The sequence below is a fragment of the Enterobacter sp. HNDS-6 genome, from assembly GCF_039850505.1.
In the GTDB taxonomy this organism is placed as follows: Bacteria; Pseudomonadota; Gammaproteobacteria; order Enterobacterales; family Enterobacteriaceae; genus Enterobacter; species Enterobacter kobei.
Window position 1 is genome coordinate 3,728,095 of record NZ_CP156673.1, and the last position, 23,796, is coordinate 3,751,890.

Below are 23,796 nucleotides of genomic sequence, written 5' to 3' on the forward strand. Positions count from 1 at the left end.
GTCAAATCGAAATCTTTTTCACACCCGCAATGCGCGCCGTCGCTGTCTGACCATCCGCACCGTAAAGTCCGGTTTCTTTATGCGGCTTCAACACCTCAAGCGCCTGCTGATTACGCTCTATCTGGCCTTCAAGCAGCCAGCCGTTATGCTGGTTGAGGTCGCGCAGGTGCTGGGTTTTTTCCGTTATGGTCTGCCAGCGCTCAACAATATCGTCATTGGCGCTGCGCTTAGGATCCTGCTCAGCGCGTCGTTGCTGCTCCAGATAATCCAGCGTCGCCAGAAGCGAACTCTTATCCTCAGTAATCCGCTGCAGCGCACTGCCGTTGATGTTACCGGAAGAGAGGTGCTGCTGTTCAGCGTCCATTACCGTTTTCAGGTCGTTCAGGACAACCGTCATGTGATCCAGTATTTCTGACAGTCGACTCATACGGTTAGTTACTCTGTAAGAAACTCTGTGCTTCCTGAATCAGGGCGTCAGCGATTTTGCTGGTGTCCATTTTCAGCTCGCCGTTACGAATTGCCGTTTTCAGCGCTTCCACACGTTCCATATTGATATCGTTGCTGCCGGGCTGCATCAGTTTTGCCTGGGCATCGCTCAGCGTCACGCTGGTGCTGTTAGACGTTGACGGTTTTTCCAGACGCGTTTTCTGAGGGGTAGCGTCATTCGTTTCGCGAGGCTGTACAGCGCTTACCGGCTTCAGGGCTGATGTACGATCAATGCTCATAGTGTTGTCCTCATCGAGGGTTCGCGGCGTTTGCGCCTGACATCATCATTAGTTGAATATTTATCGGCACGCGCCGCGAAATCTTTAAAAAGATTATAGGTTAATCAGAATATTCCCATCAGAATCGACGGTTCCGCTCACCACCTGGCCTGAGGACATTCTGACGCGGGCGTTTTGCGCGACCGCGGCATTGTTTAACGCTTTCCCTTCACTGTTGATGCTAAAGCCGTCTCCGTTGGCCACAACCATCACCTGCTGTCCCGCTTTGACACGCCATGCCTGGCGCAGCATTGAAAGCTGAATCGGCTGGCCTGGCACAACATCGCGCAGGCTGACGGCATCCTGTGCCTGGTTCATTTCCAGCATTGTCCGTGGCGGGAGCTGATCCAGGCGCCCGCGCTTCAACGTCACGCTGTTTGCCTGCAGCAGGCTGCCACGCGCAATAGGCACGGCGGCAACAACATAATTGCCCGTCGCCTGAACGGCAACCTGTAAATAGCGTTTTTCGTTGGCGCAGCGAGCCAGCACGTTCACATTGCCCCACAGCTTCGTGGTTCCCGTGACGCTGAATGACGGTTGCTCACAGGTGGGGTACAGATTCGGGGGCGTACGTACGGTAACGGTAACGTCATCGCTAAAGCCTGCCAGCTTTTCCGCAAAGAAAGCCGTTAACTGATCCTGTAAACCTTCAGCCTGCACCAGAGGGCTAAACAGCAAGAAAGCCGCCACCAGACCACGTTTTAACGTTTGCATCGCAAGTTCCACCGTTTCCAGAGTTGACTGAATTCTACCTGCAGTGGTTTTGCATCAACGGAATAAATAGCGACGCATTTTGCGCTTATTCCGTCGATAGGGGAGACCGGGTGAGATTTAAGCTGTGAACTGAAATTTTGCCATCAGCGGAGGAGACATGCTCGATAAACTCGACGCCGCGTTACGTTTTCAGCAGGAAGCGCTCAATTTACGCGCCCAGCGGCAGGAGATTTTAGCCGCCAACATCGCTAACGCCGATACGCCCGGGTATCAGGCGCGCGATATTGATTTTTCCAGTGAACTCAAAAAGGTGATGGAGCGTGGACGTGCCGAAGGAACGGGTGTTGCACTTGCCATGACATCCTCTCGCCATATTCCTGCTCAGGCGATGACCGCGCCAGCGACCGATTTACTTTATCGCATCCCCGACCAGCCATCACTCGACGGTAACACCGTGGATATGGACCGGGAGCGTACGCAGTTCGCCGATAACAGCCTGAAATACCAGACGGGCCTGACCCTACTCGGCGGACAAATCAAAGGCATGATGAACGTCCTGCAGGGGGGCAACTGATAAATGGCCTTGCTGAACATTTTTGATATCGCCGGTTCGGCGTTAACCGCTCAGTCCAAACGTCTGAACGTGGCGGCCAGTAACCTGGCGAACGCCGACAGCGTGACCGGACCTGACGGACAGCCTTACCGTGCCAAACAGGTCGTCTTTCAGGTCGATGCGGCGCCCGGTGCGGCCACGGGCGGCGTGAAGGTGTCTGACGTGGTAGAGAGCCAGGCGCCGGACAAGCTGGTGTATGAGCCCGGTAACCCGCTTGCGGACGCTAACGGATACGTGAAGATGCCAAACGTGGATGTGGTAGGTGAGATGGTGAACTCCATGTCGGCCTCTCGTAGCTACCAGGCGAACGTCGAAGTGCTTAATACCGTGAAGAGCATGATGCTCAAAACACTCACTCTCGGCCAGTAAAGGAGACACGCATGTCCATCGCCGTCAATGTGAATGATCCCACGAACACGGGTGTTAATAACACCCAAAGTTCGACAAGCTCCAGCTCCCTGACGGGAAGTAACGCCTCCGATTTGCAGAGCAGCTTTCTGACGCTGCTGGTGGCTCAGCTGAAGAACCAGGATCCCACGAACCCAATGCAGAACAACGAACTGACGACGCAGCTTGCGCAGATCAGTACCGTGAGCGGCATTGAGAAACTTAACACGACCCTGGGTTCCGTCTCCGGCCAGATTAACAGCAGCCAGTCTCTGCAGGCGGCCAGCCTGATTGGTCACGGGGTAATGATCCCGGGCACCACTATTCTTGCTGGCACCAGCACCACAGACGGTACCTCGACCACCACGACGACCCCGTTTGGCGTTGAATTGCAGCAGGCCGCTGACAAAGTGACTGCGACGATCACCGACTCGACCGGCGCGGTGGTTCGCACCATCGACATTGGTGAGCTGAAGGCGGGCGTTCATACCTTTACCTGGGATGGCAGCCTGGCGGACGGCACCAAAGCACCAAATGGCTCCTACAAAGTCGCGATTAGCGCCAGCAACGGGACAACCCAGCTGGTGGCGCAGCCGCTGCAGTTCGCGCTGGTTCAGGGCGTGATTAGAGGGGGCGAGGGCAACAAACTGGATTTGGGTACCTCAGGTACCACCACACTCGACGAAGTTCGGCAGATTATCTAAGCCTTAACACTTATCAGGAGTAAGTCATGGCCTTTTCTCAAGCGGTCAGCGGCCTGAATGCTGCGGCCACCAACCTGGATGTCATTGGCAACAACATCGCCAACTCCGCGACCTATGGTTTTAAATCCGGTTCTGCTTCCTTTGCAGACATGTTTGCCGGTTCCAAAGTGGGTCTGGGCGTCAAAGTTGCGGGCATCACTCAGGACTTTACTGACGGCACCACCACCAATACCGGGCGCGGCCTGGACGTTGCCATCAGCCAGAACGGTTTCTTCCGTATGGTCGATGCAAACGGCTCGGTGTTCTACAGCCGTAACGGCCAGTTTAAGCTGGACGAGAACCGTAACCTGGTGAACATGCAGGGGATGCAATTAACCGGTTATCCGGTTGCCGGCACGCCATCAACGGTTCAGACCGGTGCGAATCCACAGGCGATTAATATCCCGACCACGCTGATGGCCGCGAAGTCCACCTCCACGGCTTCCCAGCAGATTAACCTCAATTCCACCGACACCGCACCGACCACCGCCTTTGATCCGGCTAACCCGGATACCTACAACAAAAAAGGCACGGTAACCGTCTTTGATAGCCAGGGTAATGCGCACAACATGAACCTGTTTTACGTCAAAGATGCGACTCCGGCCAACTCCTGGAAAGTGTATGCCCAGGACGGTAGCGTGGCAGGCAGCACGGCGGCACTGGCCACCACGCTGACCTTCGATAATAACGGGACGTTGACCGGTGGTGGAAACATCAACCTGACGACCGGGACCATCCCGGGTGCGACCCCTGCGACCTTCGCCATGAGTTTTGCTAACTCTATGCAGCAGAACACCGGCGCAAACAATATCGTGGCGACCAGCCAGAACGGCTTCAAGCCGGGCGATCTGGTGAGCTATCAGATCAACGATGACGGTACCGTGGTGGGGAACTATTCCAACGAACAGACTCAGGTGCTGGGTCAGATCGTGCTGGCAAACTTCGCCAACAACGAAGGCCTGAAGTCTGAAGGCGATAACGTCTGGTCGGCTACCCAGTCCTCCGGCGTGGCGCTGCTGGGTACGGCGGGAAGCGGTAACTTCGGTACGCTGACCAACGGTGCGCTGGAAGCCTCAAACGTCGATCTGAGTAAAGAGCTGGTGAACATGATTGTCGCGCAACGTAACTATCAGTCGAACGCGCAGACCATCAAGACCCAGGATCAGATCCTCAACACGCTGGTTAACCTGCGTTAAGCGGCTAACAGGAAAGCGCAATGGATCACGCAATATATACCGCGATGGGCGCGGCAAGTCAGACGCTCAATCAGCAGGCCGTTACTGCCAGCAACCTGGCAAACGCCTCGACGCCGGGCTTTCGCGCGCAGCTGAATGCGTTGCGCGCGGTGCCGGTAGAAGGTCTTTCCCTGCCGACCCGTACGCTGGTCGCCGCCTCTACCCCTGGCGCAGATATGACGCCAGGGCAGATGGATTACACCTCACGCCCGCTGGATGTTGCGCTGCAGCAGGACGGCTGGCTGGCGGTGCAGACCGCTGATGGCGGCGAAGGCTATACCCGTAACGGGAATATCCAGGTTAGTGCAACCGGCCAGTTGACGATTCAGGGTCATCCGGTGATGGGGGAAGCGGGTCCGCTGACGGTGCCTGAAGGCTCTGAGTTGACCATCGCTGCTGACGGTACCATCTCCGCGTTGAACCCGGGCGATCCGGCCAATACCGTTGCCCCTGTCGGACGACTGAAACTGGTGAAAGCGGAAGGCAAAGAGGTGCAGCGTGGTGACGACGGGATGTTCCGTCTGACCCAGGCTGCTCAGGCTACCCGTGGTGCTACGTTACAGGCCGATCCGAGCATCCGCGTGATGTCCGGCGTTCTGGAAGGCAGTAACGTCAAGCCAGTAGCCGCCATGAGCGACATGATCGCCAGCGCCCGTCGTTTCGAAATGCAGATGAAAATTATCAGCAGCGTGGATGAAAACGCGGGCAAGGCTAACCAACTTCTGTCTATGAGTTAACAGGACTCTTTATGATCAGTTCTTTATGGATCGCGAAAACTGGCCTGGACGCGCAGCAAACCAACATGGATGTGATTGCCAACAACCTGGCAAACGTCAGCACCAATGGTTTCAAGCGTCAGCGCGCCGTTTTCGAAGATTTGCTTTATCAAACCATCCGTCAGCCGGGCGCGCAGTCTTCTGAACAGACGACGCTGCCGTCAGGTCTGCAGATCGGTACCGGTGTTCGCCCGGTGGCCACCGAGCGTCTGCACAGCCAGGGCAACCTGTCTCAGACCAACAACAGTAAAGACGTGGCAATCAAAGGTCAGGGTTTCTTCCAGGTGCAGTTGCCTGACGGTACTTCTGCCTATACCCGTGACGGCTCGTTCCAGGTCGATCAGAACGGCCAGCTGGTGACGGCGGGCGGTTTCCAGGTTCAACCTGCGATCACCATTCCGGCGAACGCCCTGAGCATTACTATCGGCCGCGACGGTGTGGTCAGCGTGACCCAGCAGGGCCAGGCTGCGCCGGTCCAGGTCGGACAGCTTAACCTGACCACCTTCATGAACGATACCGGTCTGGAAAGCATTGGTGAGAACCTCTACACCGAAACGCAATCCTCCGGTACGCCAAATGAAAGCACGCCTGGCCTGAACGGTGCGGGTTTGCTGTATCAGGGGTATGTAGAAACCTCCAACGTGAACGTGGCGGAAGAGCTGGTGAATATGATCCAGGTTCAGCGCGCGTATGAAATTAACAGTAAAGCAGTCTCGACGACCGATCAGATGCTGCAAAAACTGACGCAACTCTAAGGTGTAGCCCGGTGCGGTAAACGCCGCACCGGCTCCCTGTTTTCGAAGATGAAGGCAATGCAAAAAAACGCGGCGTTTCGTTATCCGATACTGACTGTCCTGGCCGTCACCCTCAGCGGGTGTGCCTGGATCCCGTCTAAACCATTGGTCCAGGGTGCGACGACTGCCCAACCCGTTCCTGGCCCTGCGCCAGTGGTAAACGGCTCTATTTTCCAGACCGCGCAGCCGATTAATTACGGTTATCAGCCGCTGTTTGAAGATCGCCGCCCGCGTAACGTCGGCGATACATTGACCATTGTTCTGCAGGAAAACGTCAGCGCGAGCAAGAGCTCGTCGGCGAATGCCAGCCGCGATGGCAAAACCAATTTTGGCTTTGACACCGTACCGCGTTATCTGCAAGGGCTCTTCGGCAATGCGCGAGCGGACGTTGAGGCTTCCGGCGGCAATACCTTTAACGGTAAAGGTGGCGCGAACGCCAGCAATACCTTTAGCGGTACGCTGACGGTCACGGTTGACCAGGTGCTGGTCAACGGCAACTTACACGTTGTGGGTGAAAAACAGATCGCCATTAACCAGGGCACTGAATTCATTCGCTTCTCGGGCGTGGTGAATCCACGCACCATCAGCGGCACCAACACCGTTCCGTCCACTCAGGTGGCGGATGCGCGCATTGAGTACGTCGGTAACGGCTACATTAATGAAGCGCAAAATATGGGTTGGCTGCAGCGCTTCTTCCTTAATTTATCGCCGATGTAAGCGAGGTGACCCATGTTTAAATCGATCTTCGCCGTGGCGCTGGTTCTGGTGGCTACCTTTGCCCAGGCTGACCGTATTCGCGATCTCACCAGCGTTCAGGGCGTACGCGAGAACTCGCTGATTGGCTATGGCCTGGTGGTGGGGCTGGACGGTACGGGTGACCAGACAACCCAGACGCCATTCACGACGCAGAGCCTGAACAACATGCTTTCCCAGCTCGGTATTACCGTTCCGGCGGGAACCAACATGCAGCTGAAAAACGTGGCTGCGGTCATGGTCACGGCCTCTTACCCGGCGTTTGCACGCCAGGGGCAGACCATTGATGTGGTGGTCTCCTCTATGGGGAACGCCAAAAGCCTGCGCGGCGGTACGCTGCTGATGACGCCCCTGAAAGGCGTCGACAGCCAGGTCTATGCCCTGGCGCAGGGTAACATTCTGGTCGGCGGTGCGGGGGCCTCAGCTGGCGGTAGCAGCGTGCAGGTGAACCAGCTGAACGGCGGACGCATTACCAACGGCGCGATCATTGAGCGAGAACTGCCGACCCAGTTCGGCGCCGGGAATACCATCAACCTGCAGCTGAACAACGAAGATTTCACCATGGCGCAGCAGATCGCCGACACCATCAACCGCAGCCGCGGCTATGGCAGTGCGACGGCGCTGGATGCCCGTACCGTGCAGATCCGTACCTCCACGGGCAGCAGCAACCAGGTGCGCATGCTGGCCGATATCCAGAATATGGAAGTGAACGTCCCTGTTCAGGATGCCAAAGTGATCATCAACTCCCGTACGGGCTCCGTGGTGATGAACCGGGAAGTCTCGCTGGATAGCTGCGCCGTGGCGCAGGGTAACCTCTCCGTGACGGTTAACCGTTCTGCCAACGTCAGCCAGCCGGATACCCCATTTGGTGGCGGCCAGACGGTGGTGACGCCACAAACGCAGATTGATTTACGTCAGAGCGGTGGTTCTCTGCAGAGCGTACGCTCCAGCGCCAACCTGAACAGCGTCGTGCGTGCTCTGAATGCGCTGGGTGCCACGCCGATGGATCTGATGTCCATTCTGCAGTCCATGCAAAGTGCAGGCTGTCTGCGCGCCAAACTGGAAATCATCTGATGCTGACCGATAGCAAACTGTTGACCAGTGCCGCCTGGGATGCCCAGTCGCTCAACGAACTGAAAACCAAAGCAGGTAAAGACCCGGCGGCGAATATCCGCCCGGTCGCCCGCCAGGTGGAAGGGATGTTTGTACAGATGATGCTGAAAAGCATGCGTGAAACCCTGCCGAAAGACGGGATGTTCAGCAGCGATTCAACGCGTCTTTACACCAGCATGTATGACCAGCAGATTGCGCAGCAGATGACCGCCGGTAAAGGCCTCGGTCTGGCTGACATGATAGTCAAACAGACCGAAGCCGCGCAGGGGATCCAGCCGAAAGATGAGCCGCAGCAGGTACCGATGAAGTTTGACCTGCAAACGGTGACCAGCTATCAGAACCAGGCCCTGACGCAAATGGTGCGTAAAGCGATACCGAAGGCGACGGTGAGCAGCGACGAGCCGCTCTCCGGTGACAGCAAAGACTTTCTGGCGCAGCTTTCGCTGCCGGCCCGCCTTGCCAGTGAGCAGAGCGGTGTGCCACACCATCTGATTCTGGCTCAGGCCGCGCTGGAATCCGGGTGGGGCCAGCGCCAGATCCGTAAGGAAAACGGCGACCCGAGCTTTAACATCTTTGGCGTGAAGGCCACCTCCAGCTGGAAGGGACCGACAACGGAGATCACCACCACCGAATACGAGAACGGTGCGGCGGTGAAGGTGAAAGCGAAATTCCGTGTTTACAGCTCCTATCTGGAAGCATTGTCCGACTATGTCGGTCTGCTGAGCCGAAATCCACGTTATACCGCCGTTACGCAGGCGGCGACGGCGGAGCAGGGCGCTCAGGCCTTGCAAAACGCAGGCTACGCGACCGACCCGAACTACGCACGTAAGCTTACCAGCATGATCCAGCAGCTGAAATCCATGGGCGAGAAGGTCAGTAAAGCCTATAGCACAGATATTGAAAATCTGTTCTGAAAGTTCTCAAGTCCCGGTGGAGGTTGCCGATAACCTTCATCAGGACTCGTGTCTGAACGTATAAAAGGAACCCCCATGTCCAGTTTGATTAACAGTGCCATGAGTGGCCTCAGTGCCGCGCAGTCGGCACTCAATACCGTCAGTAATAATATTTCAAGCTATAACGTGGCAGGTTACACCCGCCAGACCACGGTACTGGGTGCCTCTAACAGCACGCTGACCGGCGGTGGCTGGGTGGGTAACGGGGTGTATGTCTCCGGTGTCCAGCGTGAGTATGACGCTTTCATCACCAACCAGCTGCGCGCCGCGCAGACCCAGAGCAGCGGCCTGACGACGCGCTATCAGCAGATGTCAAAAATTGACGATGTGCTCTCCGATACCACGAACTCGCTTTCCACCACCCTGCAGGATTTCTTCAAGAGTCTGCAAACGCTGGTGAGCAACGCCGAAGACCCGGCTGCACGTCAAACGGTGCTGGGTAAAGCGGACGGTCTGGTGAATCAGTTCAAAACGAACGATCAGTATCTCCGTGACCAGGATTCACAGGTTAATACGGCGATTTCTACCAGCGTCGATCAGATCAATAACTATGCGAAGCAGATTGCCAATCTGAACGATCAGATTTCCCGTCTCACCGGTGTTGGCGCGGGTGCATCGCCTAACGAACTGCTCGACCAGCGCGATCAGCTGGTGAGTGAACTGAATAAGATTGTCGGTGTTGACGTCACCATACAGGACAGTGGCACCTACAACATCTCTATCGCCAACGGCTACAGCCTGGTACAGGGCAGCAACGCAAGCCAGCTGGCGGCGGTGAAATCCAGCGCGGATCCTGCGCGTACAACCATTGCTTATGTGGATGCCGTAGCGGGTAGCGTGGAGATCAAGGAAAAACAGATCACCACGGGGTCGCTTGGGGGGCTGTTAACGTTTCGTTCTCAGGATCTGGATCAGGCGCGAAATACGCTTAACCAGATGGCGCTGGCGTTTGCTGATGCCATGAATACCCAGCATCAGGCTGGCTTTGATGCAAACGGGGACCCAGGCGGTAAACTGTTCGACTTTGGATCTCCGGCGGTGCTGAGTAATGGCAAAAATACCGGAAGTGCGTCTGTTACGGCCACGATGACGGACAGTACTAAGGTCCAGGCGACAAACTATAAAGTTGAGTACAACGGTACTGACTGGACAATTACGCGTCTTTCAGACAACACCAGCTTCACGGCCCAGCCTGATACCAGTGGTAATCTGTCGTTTGATGGTCTCAACGTCAATATTAGTGGCTCAGCCAATAATAAAGACAGTTTCATCGTCAAACCGGTGAATGACGTTATCATCAATATGGACGTTACGATCAGCGACGAGTCCAAACTGGCGATGGCTTCAGCGAATGGAAGCGGAGCAAGCGACAATACCAATGGCCAAAAGCTCCTGGATTTGCAGAGCGCCAGGCTGGTGGGTGGGAATAAAACCTTTAACGATGCTTATGCCTCACTGGTCAGTACGGTGGGTAGCACCACGGCGTCGCTGAAAACCAGCAGTGAAACCAAAGTTAACGTGGTGACGCAGCTTACCAAACAACAGCAGTCAATCTCCGGGGTTAACCTGGATGAAGAGTATGGCAACCTCCAGCGCTATCAGCAGTACTATCTGGCGAATGCGCAGGTGCTTCAAACGGCGAGTACGCTGTTTGATGCATTGATCAATATCCGCTAAGGCTGAGGCATAAAAAATGCGTATTAGTACTCAAATGATGTATGAGCAAAGCATGCGCGGCGTGACGAACTCCCAAAGCCTCTGGCTAAGCTACGGCGAGCAGATGTCTACGGGTAAGCGCGTCAACCGTCCTTCTGACGACCCGATTGCCGCCTCGCAGGCCGTTGTGCTCTCTCAGGCTCAAACACAAAACAGCCAGTATGCGCTGGCGCGCTCCTTCGCTACGACAAAAGTTTCGCTGGAAGAGAACGTGTTATCGCAAGTGACAACCGCTATCCAGGCTGCTCAGGAAAAGATTGTCAATGCGGGCAACGGCACGTTAAGTGATGATGACCGCGCTTCGCTGGCAACGAACCTGCAAGGTATTCGCGATCAGCTAATGAACCTGGCTAACAGCACGGACGGTAACGGTCGCTATATCTTTTCAGGATACAAAACCGAAGCGGCGGCTTTTGACCAGACTACGGGTGATTATAAGGGCGGCGGGACGCCAATCAGCCAGCAGGTTGACTCCGCGCGTACGATGCAAATAAGCCATACGGGCGCAGAAGTTTTCGACAGCTTCACCAGCAATGCGAAACCAGAGCCGGCGGGGAGTACGCAGGAAACGAATTTGTTCAAGATCCTCGACACCGCTATCGGGGCGCTGAATACGCCGATTGGTGATGACGAAACGAAAGCCGAGGCGTTTACTGCGGCTATTGATAAAGCCAACCGTGGCCTGAGCAACTCTCTCAACAACGTTCTGACCGTGCGCGCCGATCTCGGCATTAAGCTGGATGAGCTAGGCAAGCTGGATTCTCTGGGTGAAGACCGTGCTCTGGGCCAGACCCAACAGATGAGTGACCTGGTTGACGTGGACTGGAACTCGGTAATTTCATCCTACACCATGCAGCAGGCGGCCTTGCAGGCCTCTTATAAAGCGTTTAGCGATATGCAGGGCATGTCTCTGTTCCAGCTGAACAAATAACATCTTGACCTCTTAGAACATGTCTTGAAACTGGGCATGTTTTGCTGCCCAATCCGTCTGGATTGGGCATTTTTTTTATGCCATTTCCGCCGGCGCTGAGGCGAGGCGGGCGCTTTCAACCAGACGGATTGCCAGCGCAATGATGCCGCATACCGTTGCCAGAGCGACCACGCCCGTCCAGCCCGCCAGCGTATAAATATTGCTGCCTAATGCGGAGCCCAATGCCATGCCGATAAAGATCACGGTAAAGAGCAGGGCGTTAAGACGACCGCGCGCCTGCGGTTCAAGGCTATAGACCAGATTCTGGTGTGCAACCAGGCTGGACTGCAGACCCAGATCGAACCCGACGGCAGAGAGGGCAATCAGAACCAGCTGTCCGTGCACCCCCAGCGCGGGCATCAGGAACATCAGGGCAAACGAGATGGTCACGAGGATTGCACCGAGCTGCGTGACTTTCCCGGCACCCAATTTGTCTGCCAGACCACCCGCCAGCGGCGCGGCTAACGCACCGGCCGCACCGGCGATACCAAAACCACCCGCGACTGCACTCCCGAGGTGATAGCGTTCCAGCAGCATGACCGCCAGCGTAGACCAGAAGGCACTAAAGGCAATCGACAGAAAACCCTGAGCCAGCGCCGCACGGCGCAGAGCGGGGTAACGACGCCACAAATGCGCCATTGAGCGCATAAGCGCGGGATAACTCAGCGTGGAGTGAATGGCAAAACGAGGAAGTACCGCCCACATCACCACGCCGATAAATGCAATGCTTACCGCAGCCAGCTGATACATCACGCGCCAGCCGAACGCTTCGCCCACGACACCGCTGACGGTTCGGGAGAGCAAAATCCCCAGCAGCAGACCGGTCATCACTGTACCCACGGTTTTCCCCTGTTTACCTTCCGGCGCAAGAATAGCCGCTGCCGGGACAATATCCTGCGCCATGGTGGCGGCCATGCCGATGAGCAGACTCGTCAGCAGCAGGGAGTGGATCTGTCCGGTCAGACTACAGCCAAGAAGAAACAGCGCCAGCGCAGCACTTTTTATCAGTATTAACGTCCTGCGGTCGTGGCGGTCACCGAGCGGTAACAGGAACAGGATCCCTAAGGCATAACCGGCCTGGGTGAGCGTAGGGACCATGCCCATTCCTTCGATACTCAGGTGAAGGTCTGCGCCCATCAGGGGCAGCAGAGGCTGGGCATAATAGATAGATGCCACGCTAAAGCCAGCCCCGAGTGCCAGCATTAAAATGACCCAGCGGCTTACGGCATGGGCGGCAGTGGTTGTGTTCATAAGACATTCCTCATTCATGGTGTACGGCTATTTTTTACCAGGACGCCTTGCGACGGTAGCGGGCCCGGTGGTAAAACGCTTATACGTTGAACGTATAAGTGGAAAGATAATGAAAAGAGTTGAGCGTATAGACAGGGTGGAGTTAATGCGAACGTTTGTCCGTATTGTTGAGGCTGGTTCACTCTCTGCTGCGGCACGCCAGCTGGCAACAACCCAGGCCACGGTGAGTCGACGGCTGCAATCGCTTGAGACGATGCTGGGCGTACGCCTGATGTTGCGCACCACCCATACGACACGGCTGACGGATGACGGTGAACGCTGCTATCAGCACGCTCGTCGGGTGATTGACAGCTGGCTGGCACTGGAAGATGAGGTGGGGCAGACGGAAGATGAACCGGTAGGTGTGCTGAGGGTGCGGGCACCGCACGCGTTTGGTCAGGATCAACTCCTGCAACCGTTAACCGAGTTTTTGCAGCGTTATCCGCAGCTTTCCATTGAATGGTTGCTCAACGATCGGTCGGCTGATTTTCTCGGTGACAACCTTGATTGTGCTATTCGGGTGGGGGCAGAAGTCGATCCGGCGACCGTATCCGTGCTGCTGGCGGAAGTGCCGCGCTCGGTGGTGGCATCTCCGGCATTACTGGCCCGTTTCCCGGCGGTTAACACGCCTGAGGATTTGCAACCGTTTCCGTGGATTGCCATTAACTCTTTCTACCAGCGTCATGTAGAGCTTTTTCATGATGCTTCGTCAGCCACCGCGCGAATTGACATTACTCCGCGCCTCAGCACCGACAGCCTGTATGTTGCACGTAAAACGGCACTCACCGGGCTGGGTGTGGCGGTAGTGTCAAGCTGGACGGTACAAGACGATATTCGGGAAGGGCGGCTGGTGCATGTGCTGCCAGAGTGGCAACCGGCGGCATTACCGGTGCATCTGGTTTATCCCTGGTCTCGTTATTATCCTGCGCGTTTGCGGCGTTTTCTGGAGTTGATGCGGCAGGTCATGCCGGAGGTCACGGGAATGAGAAAGCCCGTGCAGCAGCCATAAAAAAGCCGACCCGAAGGTCGGCTTTCAGCGCCAGCGTCCGTTATTCAACAGACTGCGGACGGGTGGCTGGTGCAGTTGCCTTGTGCGTAGCACTGTGACCACCGGCTGCACCTTTACCTTCGAAGTTGAATTCCGGGCGAACCCAGTCGCTGTGACGCGGTGCTTCAGGCACATAATCCGGTGCCGGAGCACGTGTCATCGGCGCTGTTGCAACGTGAACTGGCGCAGGCGCGGCGACAATCTTAACCGGCTCTGGCTCCACTTCAGGCGCTTTCACGTCTTCGACAACCGGTTCAACCTGAATCTCAACGTCCTGAACAACGTCTTCAGCGGTGGTTTCGACGATGGCTTCAGCGGTCTCTTCCACTGCGGCTACAGGTTCAGCCTCTTCAGCGACGTCCTTAGCGACCACGACATCTTCTTCAGCAATCAGCTGTGGAGCGGCTTCAACCGGCGCGGCAATCACTTCAGGGTGCGTGGTTTCGACTTCTACAGCCTGAGGTTCTGCTGTTTCAACAGCCTGAGGCTTAACCACGGTTGCGGCTTCAGTCACGACCTCTTCAACCGCGGCGACATGTGCAATCACCTCTTCGGTCACAGCCTGTTCTTCAACAGCCTGCTCCGGGCGAGCAACCGGGTAACGGATCCAGACTTTGCCGGATGCCATTTCAGGTGACGCGCACGCGACGGTCAACGGCATTGGAGACTGAGTCGGGTAACGCTCGTCACGGTAACGACGACGACGCTGGCCGCTGACGCGCAGATGACGCGGAGAACGACGTGAACGGCGCGGCATGCCTGCGTTGTCACGGTTTTCCCCATTCTCATCCTGCTCACCGTGATTTTCCACAACGGCTGGCAGATCAACTTTTGCAATCTGCGTACCCGTTGCGGCTTCCGGTACTTCAGCCGCTACAGCTGCGGTTTCTTCTGCCTGAGGAGCACCAATGCGCACTTTCTGCGTCAGCTGGCGCTGCTTACGACGTGGCATAACCTGAGTACGTTCTTCCTGCTCGCTGTCCTGCTGCTCTACAGGCTCTTCGCGGTTCAGGTTTTTGACTTCCTGCTGGGCCTGACGTTTCTCGTCGTTACGACGACGGCTACGTTCGCGACGTGGCTGCTGGTCGTCACGCTGTTTGCCCTTCTCAGACTCATCGCCCGCCTGCTGGCGAATTTCACGATCTTCAACGTTCTGCTGTTGTTTCTCGCGACGGTTGCGACGGTTGTCTTCGCGTTGCTCACGGCCTTCGCTGTTGTCTGAACGGTTGTCACGACGGTCGTTACGATCGTTACGGTCGTTGCGGTCATTACGATCGCGGCGGTTGTTCTGACGTTTACGACGATCCTGCTGACGCTCAGGTTTAGCCGCTTTTGGTTCTTCTTTCGGCTGCTCTGGCTGGACTTCTTCACCCGCAAACATCTTTTTCAGCGCGCCGAAGAAGCGGCTCAGCAGACCCGGTTGCGCCGGCTGGGCTTTCGGTGCAGCGGCTTCTGGTTTCTGCACGACAGGTTTAGTGACCGGTTTTTCCATGGCCGCTTCTGGCGGTGCTTCTGGCATGATGAAGGTGGCTAACGCAGGCTGCTCTGGCAGTTTGCGCTCGGCGGGTTCCTCATCGGAAGGCAGCGCCATCTCTTCTTCGTGCAGTTTCGGCAGCAGATAGCTGAGCGTGCTGGTCTCTTCACCTTTACGGACACGCAGCACGTGGTAGTGCGGGGTTTCCATCTGGTCGTTTGGCACGATGATGCAGCGAACGCCGCCCTGACGTGCTTCGATAGCACTCACCGCAGCACGTTTTTCGTTCAGCAGGTAGGAGGCAATTGGCACAGGGACAATGGCGTGAACCTCTTTGGTGTTCTCTTTCAGCGCTTCTTCTTCAATCAGACGCAGGATAGAGAGGGAGAGAGATTCGTTATCACGTACGGTACCGGTGCCGGAGCAGCGCGGGCAGACGTGATGGCTGGATTCACCCAGCGACGGGCTCAGACGCTGGCGGGACATCTCCAGCAGGCCGAAGCGCGAGATATGGCTAATCTGGATACGCGCCCTGTCCTGACGCACCGCTTCACGCAGGCGGTTCTCGACCGCACGCTGGTGGCGGACCGGCGTCATGTCGATGAAGTCGATAACAATCAGACCACCCAGGTCGCGCAGGCGGAGCTGGCGGGCGATTTCATCTGCGGCTTCAAGGTTGGTGTTGAAGGCGGTCTCTTCGATGTCACCGCCGCGTGTGGCACGTGCGGAGTTGATGTCGATTGCGGTCAGCGCTTCTGTTGTATCGATTACGATAGAACCGCCAGAGGGCAGGCGCACTTCACGCTGGAAGGCGGACTCAATCTGGGATTCAATCTGATAGTGGCTGAACAGCGGGATTTCGCCGGTGTACAGTTTGATTTTGCTGGTGAAATCCGGACGACCCAGTGCGGCGATGTGCTGGCGAGCCAGTTCAAGCACTTTTGGGTTGTCGATCAGGATTTCACCGATGTCCTGACGCAGGTAGTCACGGAAGGCACGCACGATAACGTTGCTTTCCTGGTGGATCAGGAACGGAGCAGGGCGGCTTTCTGCAGCTTTCTGGATAGCTTCCCAGTGCTTCAGACGGAAGCTTAAGTCCCACTGCAGCGCTTCGGCAGATTTGCCCACGCCTGCGGTACGCACGATAAGCCCCATGCCATCCGGCAGCTCAAGGCTTGCCAGCGCTTCTTTCAGCTCGGTACGGTCATCACCTTCGATACGGCGAGAGATGCCACCCGCACGCGGGTTGTTTGGCATCAGCACCAGATAGCTCCCTGCCAGGCTAATAAAGGTCGTCAGTGCAGCACCTTTGTTGCCACGCTCTTCTTTATCAATCTGGACGATAACTTCCTGACCTTCACGCAGAACATCTTTGATGTTTGGGCGGCCATGGGCGTTGTAGTTGGCAGGGAAATATTCGCGGGCGATTTCTTTCAGAGGGAGGAAACCATGACGCTCAGCACCGTAATCAACAAATGCAGCTTCAAGGCTGGGTTCAATGCGGGTGATTTTACCTTTGTAAATGTTCGCTTTTTTCTGTTCGTGTCCAGGACTTTCGATATCCAGATCGTACAGGCGCTGCCCATCCACAAGGGCGACACGCAACTCTTCTTGCTGAGTTGCGTTGATTAACATTCTTTTCATCGTAACTTACTCGTTATTCTTACATTGACGACAAAGCTGCGGGCAAGGTGACGCTTTCCGGGGTATGAACCGATGGCCTCGTGTCTGTTCACGTCGCCAACCTCACGGTTGTCGCTCGCTTAAGAGGCGCAGAGTGTCGGTTGCCTGTATTTCATACGGAAACACAGCGCAATTATCAGGGGAATTGCCTGGGTAGAACTCTCCAGAGAACAATCCTTATACCGGGAAGTACTGCAACCCGCAGCCCGCTAACTGCCTGAAAGATCAATACGTCTTACGCCATTGCTGCGTGGATGATCGGTCAGGCAAAATTGGTCATTCCGTCAACATCCTTACGTAACCAGGATTTAACACGGAAAACGGCTTCATTATTCCACTGCTCGCCGGGTTATAGCAAGATGACTTTTACCAATTATCACCCGGTTACTCACAGTTTCTTCACTTCAAAACGGTGATTGGTTTAATAACCACCAAATCGATTGCGTGAAACGGGGTGCAGGCCGGACAAAAGTAAATATAAGCATAGAAAAATGAGTGGCGCTAATGGCTGACGATATTTAGAATCGCCAACCATGAAAACAGAGACTCCAGCCGTAAAAATGGTTGCTATCGCGGATGATGACGCGGGGCAACGTATCGACAACTTTTTGCGTACCCAACTGAAAGGGGTGCCAAAGAGCATGATTTACCGCATCCTGCGTAAGGGCGAGGTGCGGGTTAACAAAAAACGCGTGAAGCCCGAGTACAAACTCGAGGCGGGTGATGAAGTGCGCATTCCGCCGGTGCGCGTTGCCGAGCGTGAAGAAGAGACCGTTTCACCTAAATTACAGAAAGTGGCGGCTCTGAGTGATGTGATCCTGTATGAAGACGACCACATTCTGGTGCTGAACAAGCCGTCAGGGACCGCAGTCCACGGCGGTAGCGGCCTGAGCTTCGGCGTGATTGAAGGGTTACGCGCGCTGCGTCCGGAAGCCCGTTTCCTCGAGCTGGTTCACCGTCTTGACCGTGATACCTCCGGCGTGCTGCTGGTGGCGAAAAAGCGTTCCGCGCTGCGTTCCCTGCATGAGCAACTGCGTGAGAAAGGCATGCAGAAAGATTATCTCGCGCTGGTGCGCGGTCAGTGGCAGTCCCATGTGAAAGTGGTGCAGGCGCCGTTGCTGAAGAACATTCTGCAAAGCGGTGAGCGCATCGTCCGCGTAAACCAGGAAGGGAAACCGTCTGAGACGCGCTTTAAAGTTGAAGAGCGCTATGAATTTGCCACGCTGGTACGCTGCAGCCCGGTGACGGGGCGTACCCATCAGATTCGCGTGCATACCCAGTTTGCGGGCCATCCGATTGCGTTTGATGACCGCTATGGCGATCGCGAATTTGATAAGCAGCTGGCGGGAACCGGCTTGTCTCGTCTGTTCCTGCATGCGGCTGCGCTGAAGTTTACCCATCCGAATACCGGGGAAGTCATTCGTATTGAAGCGCCGCTGGATGAGCAGTTGAAACGCTGCCTGAAGGTTTTGCGCGGCTGATTATGTGCCGGGTGGCGCTGCGCTTACCCGGCCTACGAAACCTGTAGGCCCATGCAAGCGAAGCGCCGCTGGGCAAACGTCACAGGGTCAGCGGATTACACGCTTCTCTGCGTAACATCTGGCACAGCGCTATCAACGGTAACCCCACCAGCGTATTCGGATCGCGTCCGTCCAGCTTGTCGAATAGCGCAATCCCCAATCCTTCACTTTTAAAACTTCCCGCACAGTTCAGCGGACGCTCCCGGCGTACATAATCCATGATCTCCTGCTCGCTGAGATGGCGGAAGTGCACGTCAAAAGGCTCACACTCCGTTTGCAGATGACCAGAGGCGGAGTTATAGAGCGCCAGACCCGTATAAAAGGTCACAATGTTGCCACGCGCCTGCATAAGCTGTTTGAACGCGTTCTCTTCAGTGTGCGGTTTACCTGTTATTTCTCCGTCCAGCACACAAACCTGATCGGAGCCTATAATCAAGTGTGAAGGATAGCGCGCTGCGAGCGACTGCGCCTTCTCCTTAGCGAGACGGCTCACCAGATGTCGTGGTGATTCACCAGGCTGTGGCGTTTCATCAACATCCGGTGCGGCACATTCAAACGGGATCCCTAGCTTTTCCAGCAACATTCGGCGGTAAGGAGAAGTGGAAGCAAGGACGAGATTTGGCATATTTTTATCACCAGATATAGCGTATCGATGCCAGCCATTTTAAACTACAGGCCGCAATGTGTGCGAATAATTGGCAAAAGGCAGCTCTGGTTGCCTTTTTCTTTGACTCTATGACGTTACAAAGTTAATATGCGCGCCCTATGCAAAAGGTAAAATTACCCCTGACTCTTGATCCGGTTCGTACGGCTCAAAAACGCCTCGATTACGAAGGTATTTATACTTCCGATCAGGCTGAGCGTATTGCCGAATCCGTAGTCAGTGTGGACAGTGATGTAGAATGCTCCATGTCGTTCGCTATCGACAACCAGCGTCTCGCCGTTTTAACCGGTGATGCAAAGGTGACGGTAACCCTCGAGTGTCAGCGTTGCGGGAAACCGTTTGTACAGCATGTTCACACAACGTATTGTTTTAGTCCGGTTCGTTCTGACGAACAGGCTGAAGCACTCCCGGAAGCGTATGAGCCGATTGAGGTAAACGAATTCGGTGAAATCGATCTTCTGGCTCTGGTTGAAGATGAAATCATCCTCACCTTGCCAGTGGTTCCGGTGCATGATTCTGAACACTGTGAAGTGTCCGAGGCGGACATGGTCTTTGGGGAATTGCCTGATGAAGCGCAAAAACCAAACCCATTTGCCGTATTAGCCAGCTTAAAGCGTAAGTAATTGAGGAGTAAGGTCCATGGCCGTACAACAGAATAAACCAACCCGTTCCAAACGTGGCATGCGTCGTTCCCATGACGCGCTGACTGCAGTTACCAGCCTGTCTGTAGACAAGACTTCTGGTGAGAAACACCTGCGTCACCACATCACCGCTGACGGTTTCTACCGCGGCCGCAAGGTTATCACTAAGTAATCACGCGTCAGCGTGATTAGGCTTAGTGAGGATTTCCCCGTGCAAACGGGGAAGTTACCGAACCAGGCTGCGACGATACCTTGACACGTCTAACCCTGGCGTTAGATGTCATGGGGGGAGATTTTGGCCCTTCCGTGACAGTGCCTGCAGCATTGCAGGCACTGAATTCTAATTCGCAACTCACACTTCTTTTAGTCGGCAATCCCGACACAATCACGCCATTACTTGCAAAAGCTGACTTTGAACAACGTTCACGTCTGCAGATTATTCCTGCGCAGTCAGTTATTGCCAGTGATGCCCGGCCTTCGCAGGCGATTCGCAACAGCCGTGGGAGCTCAATGCGGATCGCGCTGGAGCTGGTGAAAGAAGGGCGAGCGCAGGCTTGCGTCAGTGCGGGAAATACCGGCGCGCTGATGGGGCTGTCGAAATTATTGCTCAAGCCGATTGAGGGTATTGAGCGCCCGGCGCTGGTGACGGTATTACCGCATCAACAAAAGGGCAAAACGGTGGTACTGGATCTCGGTGCTAACGTGGATTGTGATAGTACCATGCTGGCTCAGTTCGCCGTGATGGGATCGGTGCTGGCAGAAGACGTGGTCGGGATTAAGAATCCCCGCGTGGCGTTATTAAATATTGGTGAAGAAGAGACCAAAGGCCTGGACAGCATTCGCGAAGCTGCTGAAATGCTCAAACAGGTTCCCTCCATCAACTATATTGGTTATCTCGAAGCCAATGAGTTGCTGACGGGGAAAACGGACGTTCTGGTGTGCGATGGCTTCACCGGGAACGTCACGTTGAAGACCATGGAAGGGGTCGTGCGCATGTTCCTTTCTCTGCTGAAATCTCAGGGAGAGGGCAAAAAAAGTGCCTGGTGGCTGATTTTATTGAAGCGTTGGTTACAAAAAAGCCTGACGCGGCGATTCAGTCACCTCAACCCCGACCAGTATAATGGCGCCTGTCTGTTAGGATTGCGCGGCATTGTGATTAAGAGTCACGGAGCCGCCAATCAGCGAGCATTTTCTGTCGCCATTGAACAGGCAGTGCAGGCGGTGCAGCGACAAGTCCCTCAGCGGATTGCCGCTCGCCTGGAATCTGTATTAGCTAAAAGTGACTGAGCGTACATGTATACGAAGATTTTAGGTACCGGCAGCTACCTGCCAAAACAAGTGCGTACCAACGCCGATCTGGAAAAAATGGTAGATACGTCTGACGAGTGGATTGTCACGCGCACAGGTATCCGTGAACGTCGTATCGCCGCGCCAGACGAAACCGTGTCCACCATGGGTTACGAAGCCGCACAGCGTGCTATCGAAATGGCGGGCATTGATAAAGAACAGATTGGCTTGATCGTGGTCGCTACGACGTCTGCCACGCATGCTTTCCCTAGCGCAGCGTGCCAGGTGCAAAACATGCTCGGTATTAAAGGCTGTCCGGCGTTTGACGTTGCCGCCGCGTGTGCAGGCTTTACCTATGCGCTGAGCATTGCCGATCAGTATGTTAAATCGGGTTCCGTCAAATATGCGCTGGTGATCGGTGCTGACGTACTGACGCGTACCTGCGATCCAACCGATCGCGGGACGATCATTATTTTTGGTGATGGTGCAGGCGCGGTGCTGCTGGGGCAGTCCGAAGAGCCGGGTATCATCTCTACGCATTTGCATGCCGATGGTCGCTACGGTGAACTGTTAACGCTGCCTAACGCCGATCGCGTTAATCCGGATAACGCTATTTACCTGACCATGGCGGGTAATGAGGTGTTCAAGGTGGCGGTGACTGAGCTTGCGCACATTGTCGATGAGACGCTGGAAGCGAACAACCTTGAACGTACCGCACTCGACTGGCTGGTACCGCATCAGGCGAACCTGCGTATCATCAGCGCTACCGCTAAAAAGCTGGGCATGTCGATGGATAACGTTGTGGTGACGCTGGACCGTCACGGCAACACCTCTGCGGCGTCAGTACCGTGCGCATTTGATGAAGCGGTACGCGACGGACGAATCAAACGGGGCCAGTTGGTCTTGCTTGAAGCCTTCGGTGGCGGGTTCACCTGGGGTTCCGCGCTGGTTCGTTTCTAGGATAAGGAATAAAAAAATGACGCAATTTGCTTTTGTGTTCCCGGGCCAGGGTTCTCAAACCGTTGGGATGTTGTCTGAAATGGCAGCAAACTACCCGGTCATTGAAGAGACTTTTCGTGAAGCTTCTGACGCGCTGGGTTATGATCTGTGGGCGCTGACTCAACAGGGTCCGGCCGAAGAGCTGAACAAAACCTGGCAGACCCAGCCAGCATTGCTGACCGCCTCCGTTGCACTGTGGCGCGTCTGGCAGCAGCAGGGTGGTAAAGCCCCCGCGCTGCTCGCGGGTCATAGCCTGGGAGAATACTCTGCGCTGGTCTGCGCCGGTGTGATCGCGTTTGCTGACGCGGTGCGTCTGGTGGAACTGCGCGGTAAATTCATGCAGGAAGCGGTGCCGGAAGGCACGGGTGGCATGTCTGCCATTATCGGCCTGGATGATGCCGCGATTGCAAAAGCGTGTGAAGAGTCTGCTGAAGGTCAGGTGGTTTCTCCGGTTAACTTCAACTCGCCAGGCCAGGTTGTTATCGCCGGTCATAAAGAAGCGGTTGAACGTGCCGGTGCTGCCTGTAAAGCTGCAGGCGCGAAACGTGCACTGCCGCTGCCGGTGAGCGTGCCGTCTCACTGTGCACTGATGAAGCCCGCTGCCGAGAAACTGGCGGTTGAGCTGGAAAAAATCACTTTTAACGCACCGACGATTTCCGTTGTGAACAACGTCGATGTGAAATGCGAAACCGCGCCGGAAGCCATCCGCGACGCGCTGGTTCGCCAGCTCTACAGCCCGGTACAGTGGACCAAAACCGTTGAGTTTATGGCCGCTCAGGGCGTTGAGCAACTGTATGAAGTCGGCCCAGGTAAGGTCCTCACCGGTCTGACAAAACGTATTGTTGACACCCTGACAGCGTCCGCGATTAACGAGCCGGAAGCGATGTCAGCGGCACTCTCGCAATAAAAGAGGAATACCATGAGTTTTGAAGGAAAAATTGCCCTGGTCACTGGCGCAAGCCGTGGTATCGGGCGCGCAATTGCTGAAACACTGGTTGCGCGCGGCGCGAAAGTGATTGGTACAGCAACCAGCGAGAATGGCGCTCAGGCCATCAGCGAATATCTGGGGGCAAACGGTAAAGGTCTGGTACTGAATGTGACCGAACCTGCATCTATCGAATCTGTTCTGGAAAATATTCGTGCAGAGTTTGGCGAAGTGGATATTCTGGTAAACAATGCCGGGATCACTCGCGACAACCTTCTGATGCGAATGAAAGATGATGAGTGGAACGATATTATCGAAACCAACCTGTCATCTGTATTCCGTCTGTCAAAAGCGGTAATGCGCGCTATGATGAAAAAGCGTCATGGTCGTATTATCACTGTTGGTTCTGTGGTTGGTACCATGGGAAATGCTGGTCAGGCTAACTACGCTGCGGCGAAAGCGGGTCTGATTGGTTTCAGTAAGTCGCTGGCGCGTGAAGTCGCGTCCCGCGGGATTACTGTAAACGTTGTTGCTCCGGGCTTTATTGAAACGGACATGACGCGTGCGCTGACCGATGAGCAGCGTGCGGGTACACTGGCGGCAGTTCCGGCGGGTCGTCTTGGCGACCCTAAAGAAATCGCCAGTGCGGTTGCATTTTTAGCCTCTGACGAAGCGGGTTACATCACTGGTGAAACCCTCCACGTCAACGGCGGGATGTACATGGTTTAATCACG

At 55.5% G+C, this 23,796-nt stretch carries 25 protein-coding genes; 19 read left to right on the plus strand and 6 right to left on the minus strand.

Annotated features, from left to right (window positions below; genetic code table 11):
• Position 1: 1 nt before the first annotated feature.
• From flgN to flgA, 3 genes are all read right to left on the minus strand, one after another.
• Positions 2-427, minus strand: a complete 426-nt coding sequence (flgN, locus tag ABFI50_RS17410) for a flagella biosynthesis chaperone FlgN (RefSeq protein ID WP_014883359.1) — start codon at positions 425-427, stop codon at positions 2-4.
• 4 nt (positions 428-431) lie between these two features.
• Positions 432-725, minus strand: coding sequence for a flagellar biosynthesis anti-sigma factor FlgM (flgM, locus tag ABFI50_RS17415; protein WP_014883360.1), 294 nt, complete (start codon positions 723-725; stop codon positions 432-434).
• Between the two features lie 93 nt (positions 726-818).
• Positions 819-1,478 (minus strand): flagellar basal body P-ring formation chaperone FlgA, encoded by a 660-nt coding sequence (gene flgA / locus ABFI50_RS17420; RefSeq protein WP_347484645.1) that lies wholly within the window; start codon positions 1,476-1,478, stop codon positions 819-821.
• Positions 1,479-1,635: 157 nt separating this feature from the next.
• Here flgA and flgB point away from each other — a divergent pair, with 157 nt between their 5' ends.
• From flgB to flgL, 11 genes are all read left to right on the plus strand, one after another.
• Positions 1,636-2,052: a flagellar basal body rod protein FlgB gene (gene flgB, locus ABFI50_RS17425; RefSeq protein ID WP_014883362.1), complete on the plus strand. Its 417-nt coding sequence runs from the start codon at positions 1,636-1,638 to the stop codon at positions 2,050-2,052.
• Positions 2,053-2,055: 3 nt separating this feature from the next.
• The gene (gene flgC / locus ABFI50_RS17430; protein WP_013097138.1) at positions 2,056-2,460 is read left to right on the plus strand and encodes a flagellar basal body rod protein FlgC; all 405 of its coding nucleotides are present in this window, start codon (positions 2,056-2,058) and stop codon (positions 2,458-2,460) included.
• Positions 2,461-2,471: 11 nt separating this feature from the next.
• On the plus strand, positions 2,472-3,182 hold the full coding sequence (flgD, locus tag ABFI50_RS17435) for a flagellar hook assembly protein FlgD (protein ID WP_248196425.1): 711 nt from the start codon (positions 2,472-2,474) through the stop codon (positions 3,180-3,182).
• A 26-nt stretch (positions 3,183-3,208) separates the two neighbouring features.
• The gene (flgE, locus tag ABFI50_RS17440; protein ID WP_014883364.1) at positions 3,209-4,417 is read left to right on the plus strand and encodes a flagellar hook protein FlgE; all 1,209 of its coding nucleotides are present in this window, start codon (positions 3,209-3,211) and stop codon (positions 4,415-4,417) included.
• A gap of 20 nt (positions 4,418-4,437) precedes the next feature.
• Positions 4,438-5,193 (plus strand): flagellar basal body rod protein FlgF, encoded by a 756-nt coding sequence (locus ABFI50_RS17445; protein ID WP_045281249.1) that lies wholly within the window; start codon positions 4,438-4,440, stop codon positions 5,191-5,193.
• Between the two features lie 11 nt (positions 5,194-5,204).
• A complete protein-coding gene (gene flgG, locus ABFI50_RS17450; RefSeq protein ID WP_008500810.1) occupies positions 5,205-5,987 on the plus strand; it encodes a flagellar basal-body rod protein FlgG in 783 nt (260 codons plus the stop codon).
• Positions 5,988-6,044: 57 nt separating this feature from the next.
• Entirely contained in the window at positions 6,045-6,743 is a 699-nt protein-coding gene (flgH, locus tag ABFI50_RS17455; RefSeq protein ID WP_003857987.1) for a flagellar basal body L-ring protein FlgH, read from the plus strand.
• Positions 6,744-6,755: 12 nt separating this feature from the next.
• Complete coding sequence (locus ABFI50_RS17460) at positions 6,756-7,853, plus strand: flagellar basal body P-ring protein FlgI (RefSeq protein ID WP_014883366.1); 1,098 nt, start codon at positions 6,756-6,758, stop codon at positions 7,851-7,853.
• On the plus strand, positions 7,853-8,806 hold the full coding sequence (gene flgJ / locus ABFI50_RS17465) for a flagellar assembly peptidoglycan hydrolase FlgJ (RefSeq protein WP_023332690.1): 954 nt from the start codon (positions 7,853-7,855) through the stop codon (positions 8,804-8,806). The genes ABFI50_RS17460 and flgJ overlap by 1 nt, the downstream gene beginning before the upstream one ends.
• A gap of 75 nt (positions 8,807-8,881) precedes the next feature.
• Positions 8,882-10,522 carry a flagellar hook-associated protein FlgK gene (gene flgK / locus ABFI50_RS17470; RefSeq protein ID WP_047027493.1) on the plus strand — a complete coding sequence of 547 codons (1,641 nt, stop codon included), beginning with the start codon at positions 8,882-8,884 and terminating at the stop codon, positions 10,520-10,522.
• Between the two features lie 16 nt (positions 10,523-10,538).
• Positions 10,539-11,492 (plus strand): flagellar hook-associated protein FlgL, encoded by a 954-nt coding sequence (gene flgL / locus ABFI50_RS17475; RefSeq protein WP_014883369.1) that lies wholly within the window; start codon positions 10,539-10,541, stop codon positions 11,490-11,492.
• 75 nt (positions 11,493-11,567) lie between these two features.
• Here the strand turns inward: flgL and ABFI50_RS17480 are convergent, their stop codons facing one another.
• Positions 11,568-12,782: an MFS transporter gene (locus ABFI50_RS17480; protein ID WP_045135546.1), complete on the minus strand. Its 1,215-nt coding sequence runs from the start codon at positions 12,780-12,782 to the stop codon at positions 11,568-11,570.
• Positions 12,783-12,891: 109 nt separating this feature from the next.
• On the opposite strand from ABFI50_RS17480, the gene ABFI50_RS17485 reads away from it, so the two are divergent.
• Positions 12,892-13,830 (plus strand): LysR family transcriptional regulator, encoded by a 939-nt coding sequence (locus ABFI50_RS17485; protein ID WP_059373421.1) that lies wholly within the window; start codon positions 12,892-12,894, stop codon positions 13,828-13,830.
• 40 nt (positions 13,831-13,870) lie between these two features.
• Here ABFI50_RS17485 and rne read toward each other — a convergent pair whose 3' ends face one another.
• The gene (rne, locus tag ABFI50_RS17490) at positions 13,871-16,987 is read right to left on the minus strand and encodes a ribonuclease E (protein ID WP_347484653.1); all 3,117 of its coding nucleotides are present in this window, start codon (positions 16,985-16,987) and stop codon (positions 13,871-13,873) included.
• Between the two features lie 572 nt (positions 16,988-17,559).
• Here rne and rluC point away from each other — a divergent pair.
• Positions 17,560-18,507, plus strand: coding sequence for a 23S rRNA pseudouridine(955/2504/2580) synthase RluC (gene rluC, locus ABFI50_RS17495; RefSeq protein WP_014883373.1), 948 nt, complete (start codon positions 17,560-17,562; stop codon positions 18,505-18,507).
• Between the two features lie 79 nt (positions 18,508-18,586).
• Here the strand turns inward: rluC and ABFI50_RS17500 are convergent, their stop codons facing one another.
• Positions 18,587-19,171 (minus strand): nucleoside triphosphate pyrophosphatase, encoded by a 585-nt coding sequence (locus ABFI50_RS17500; protein ID WP_023332694.1) that lies wholly within the window; start codon positions 19,169-19,171, stop codon positions 18,587-18,589.
• Between the two features lie 140 nt (positions 19,172-19,311).
• On the opposite strand from ABFI50_RS17500, the gene yceD reads away from it, so the two are divergent.
• The 6 genes from yceD to fabG all read left to right on the plus strand — a co-directional run bounded on the left by yceD (position 19,312) and on the right by fabG (position 23,791).
• Complete coding sequence (gene yceD / locus ABFI50_RS17505) at positions 19,312-19,833, plus strand: 23S rRNA accumulation protein YceD (protein ID WP_014883375.1); 522 nt, start codon at positions 19,312-19,314, stop codon at positions 19,831-19,833.
• Positions 19,834-19,849: 16 nt separating this feature from the next.
• A complete protein-coding gene (rpmF, locus tag ABFI50_RS17510; protein ID WP_003857964.1) occupies positions 19,850-20,023 on the plus strand; it encodes a 50S ribosomal protein L32 in 174 nt (57 codons plus the stop codon).
• Between the two features lie 80 nt (positions 20,024-20,103).
• Positions 20,104-21,138 (plus strand): phosphate acyltransferase PlsX, encoded by a 1,035-nt coding sequence (plsX, locus tag ABFI50_RS17515; RefSeq protein ID WP_014883376.1) that lies wholly within the window; start codon positions 20,104-20,106, stop codon positions 21,136-21,138.
• Positions 21,139-21,144: 6 nt separating this feature from the next.
• Positions 21,145-22,098, plus strand: a complete 954-nt coding sequence (locus ABFI50_RS17520; protein WP_333109821.1) for a beta-ketoacyl-ACP synthase III — start codon at positions 21,145-21,147, stop codon at positions 22,096-22,098.
• A 16-nt stretch (positions 22,099-22,114) separates the two neighbouring features.
• The gene (gene fabD, locus ABFI50_RS17525) at positions 22,115-23,044 is read left to right on the plus strand and encodes an ACP S-malonyltransferase (protein ID WP_014883378.1); all 930 of its coding nucleotides are present in this window, start codon (positions 22,115-22,117) and stop codon (positions 23,042-23,044) included.
• Positions 23,045-23,056: 12 nt separating this feature from the next.
• On the plus strand, positions 23,057-23,791 hold the full coding sequence (gene fabG, locus ABFI50_RS17530) for a 3-oxoacyl-ACP reductase FabG (protein WP_008500795.1): 735 nt from the start codon (positions 23,057-23,059) through the stop codon (positions 23,789-23,791).
• Positions 23,792-23,796 lie beyond the last annotated feature (5 nt).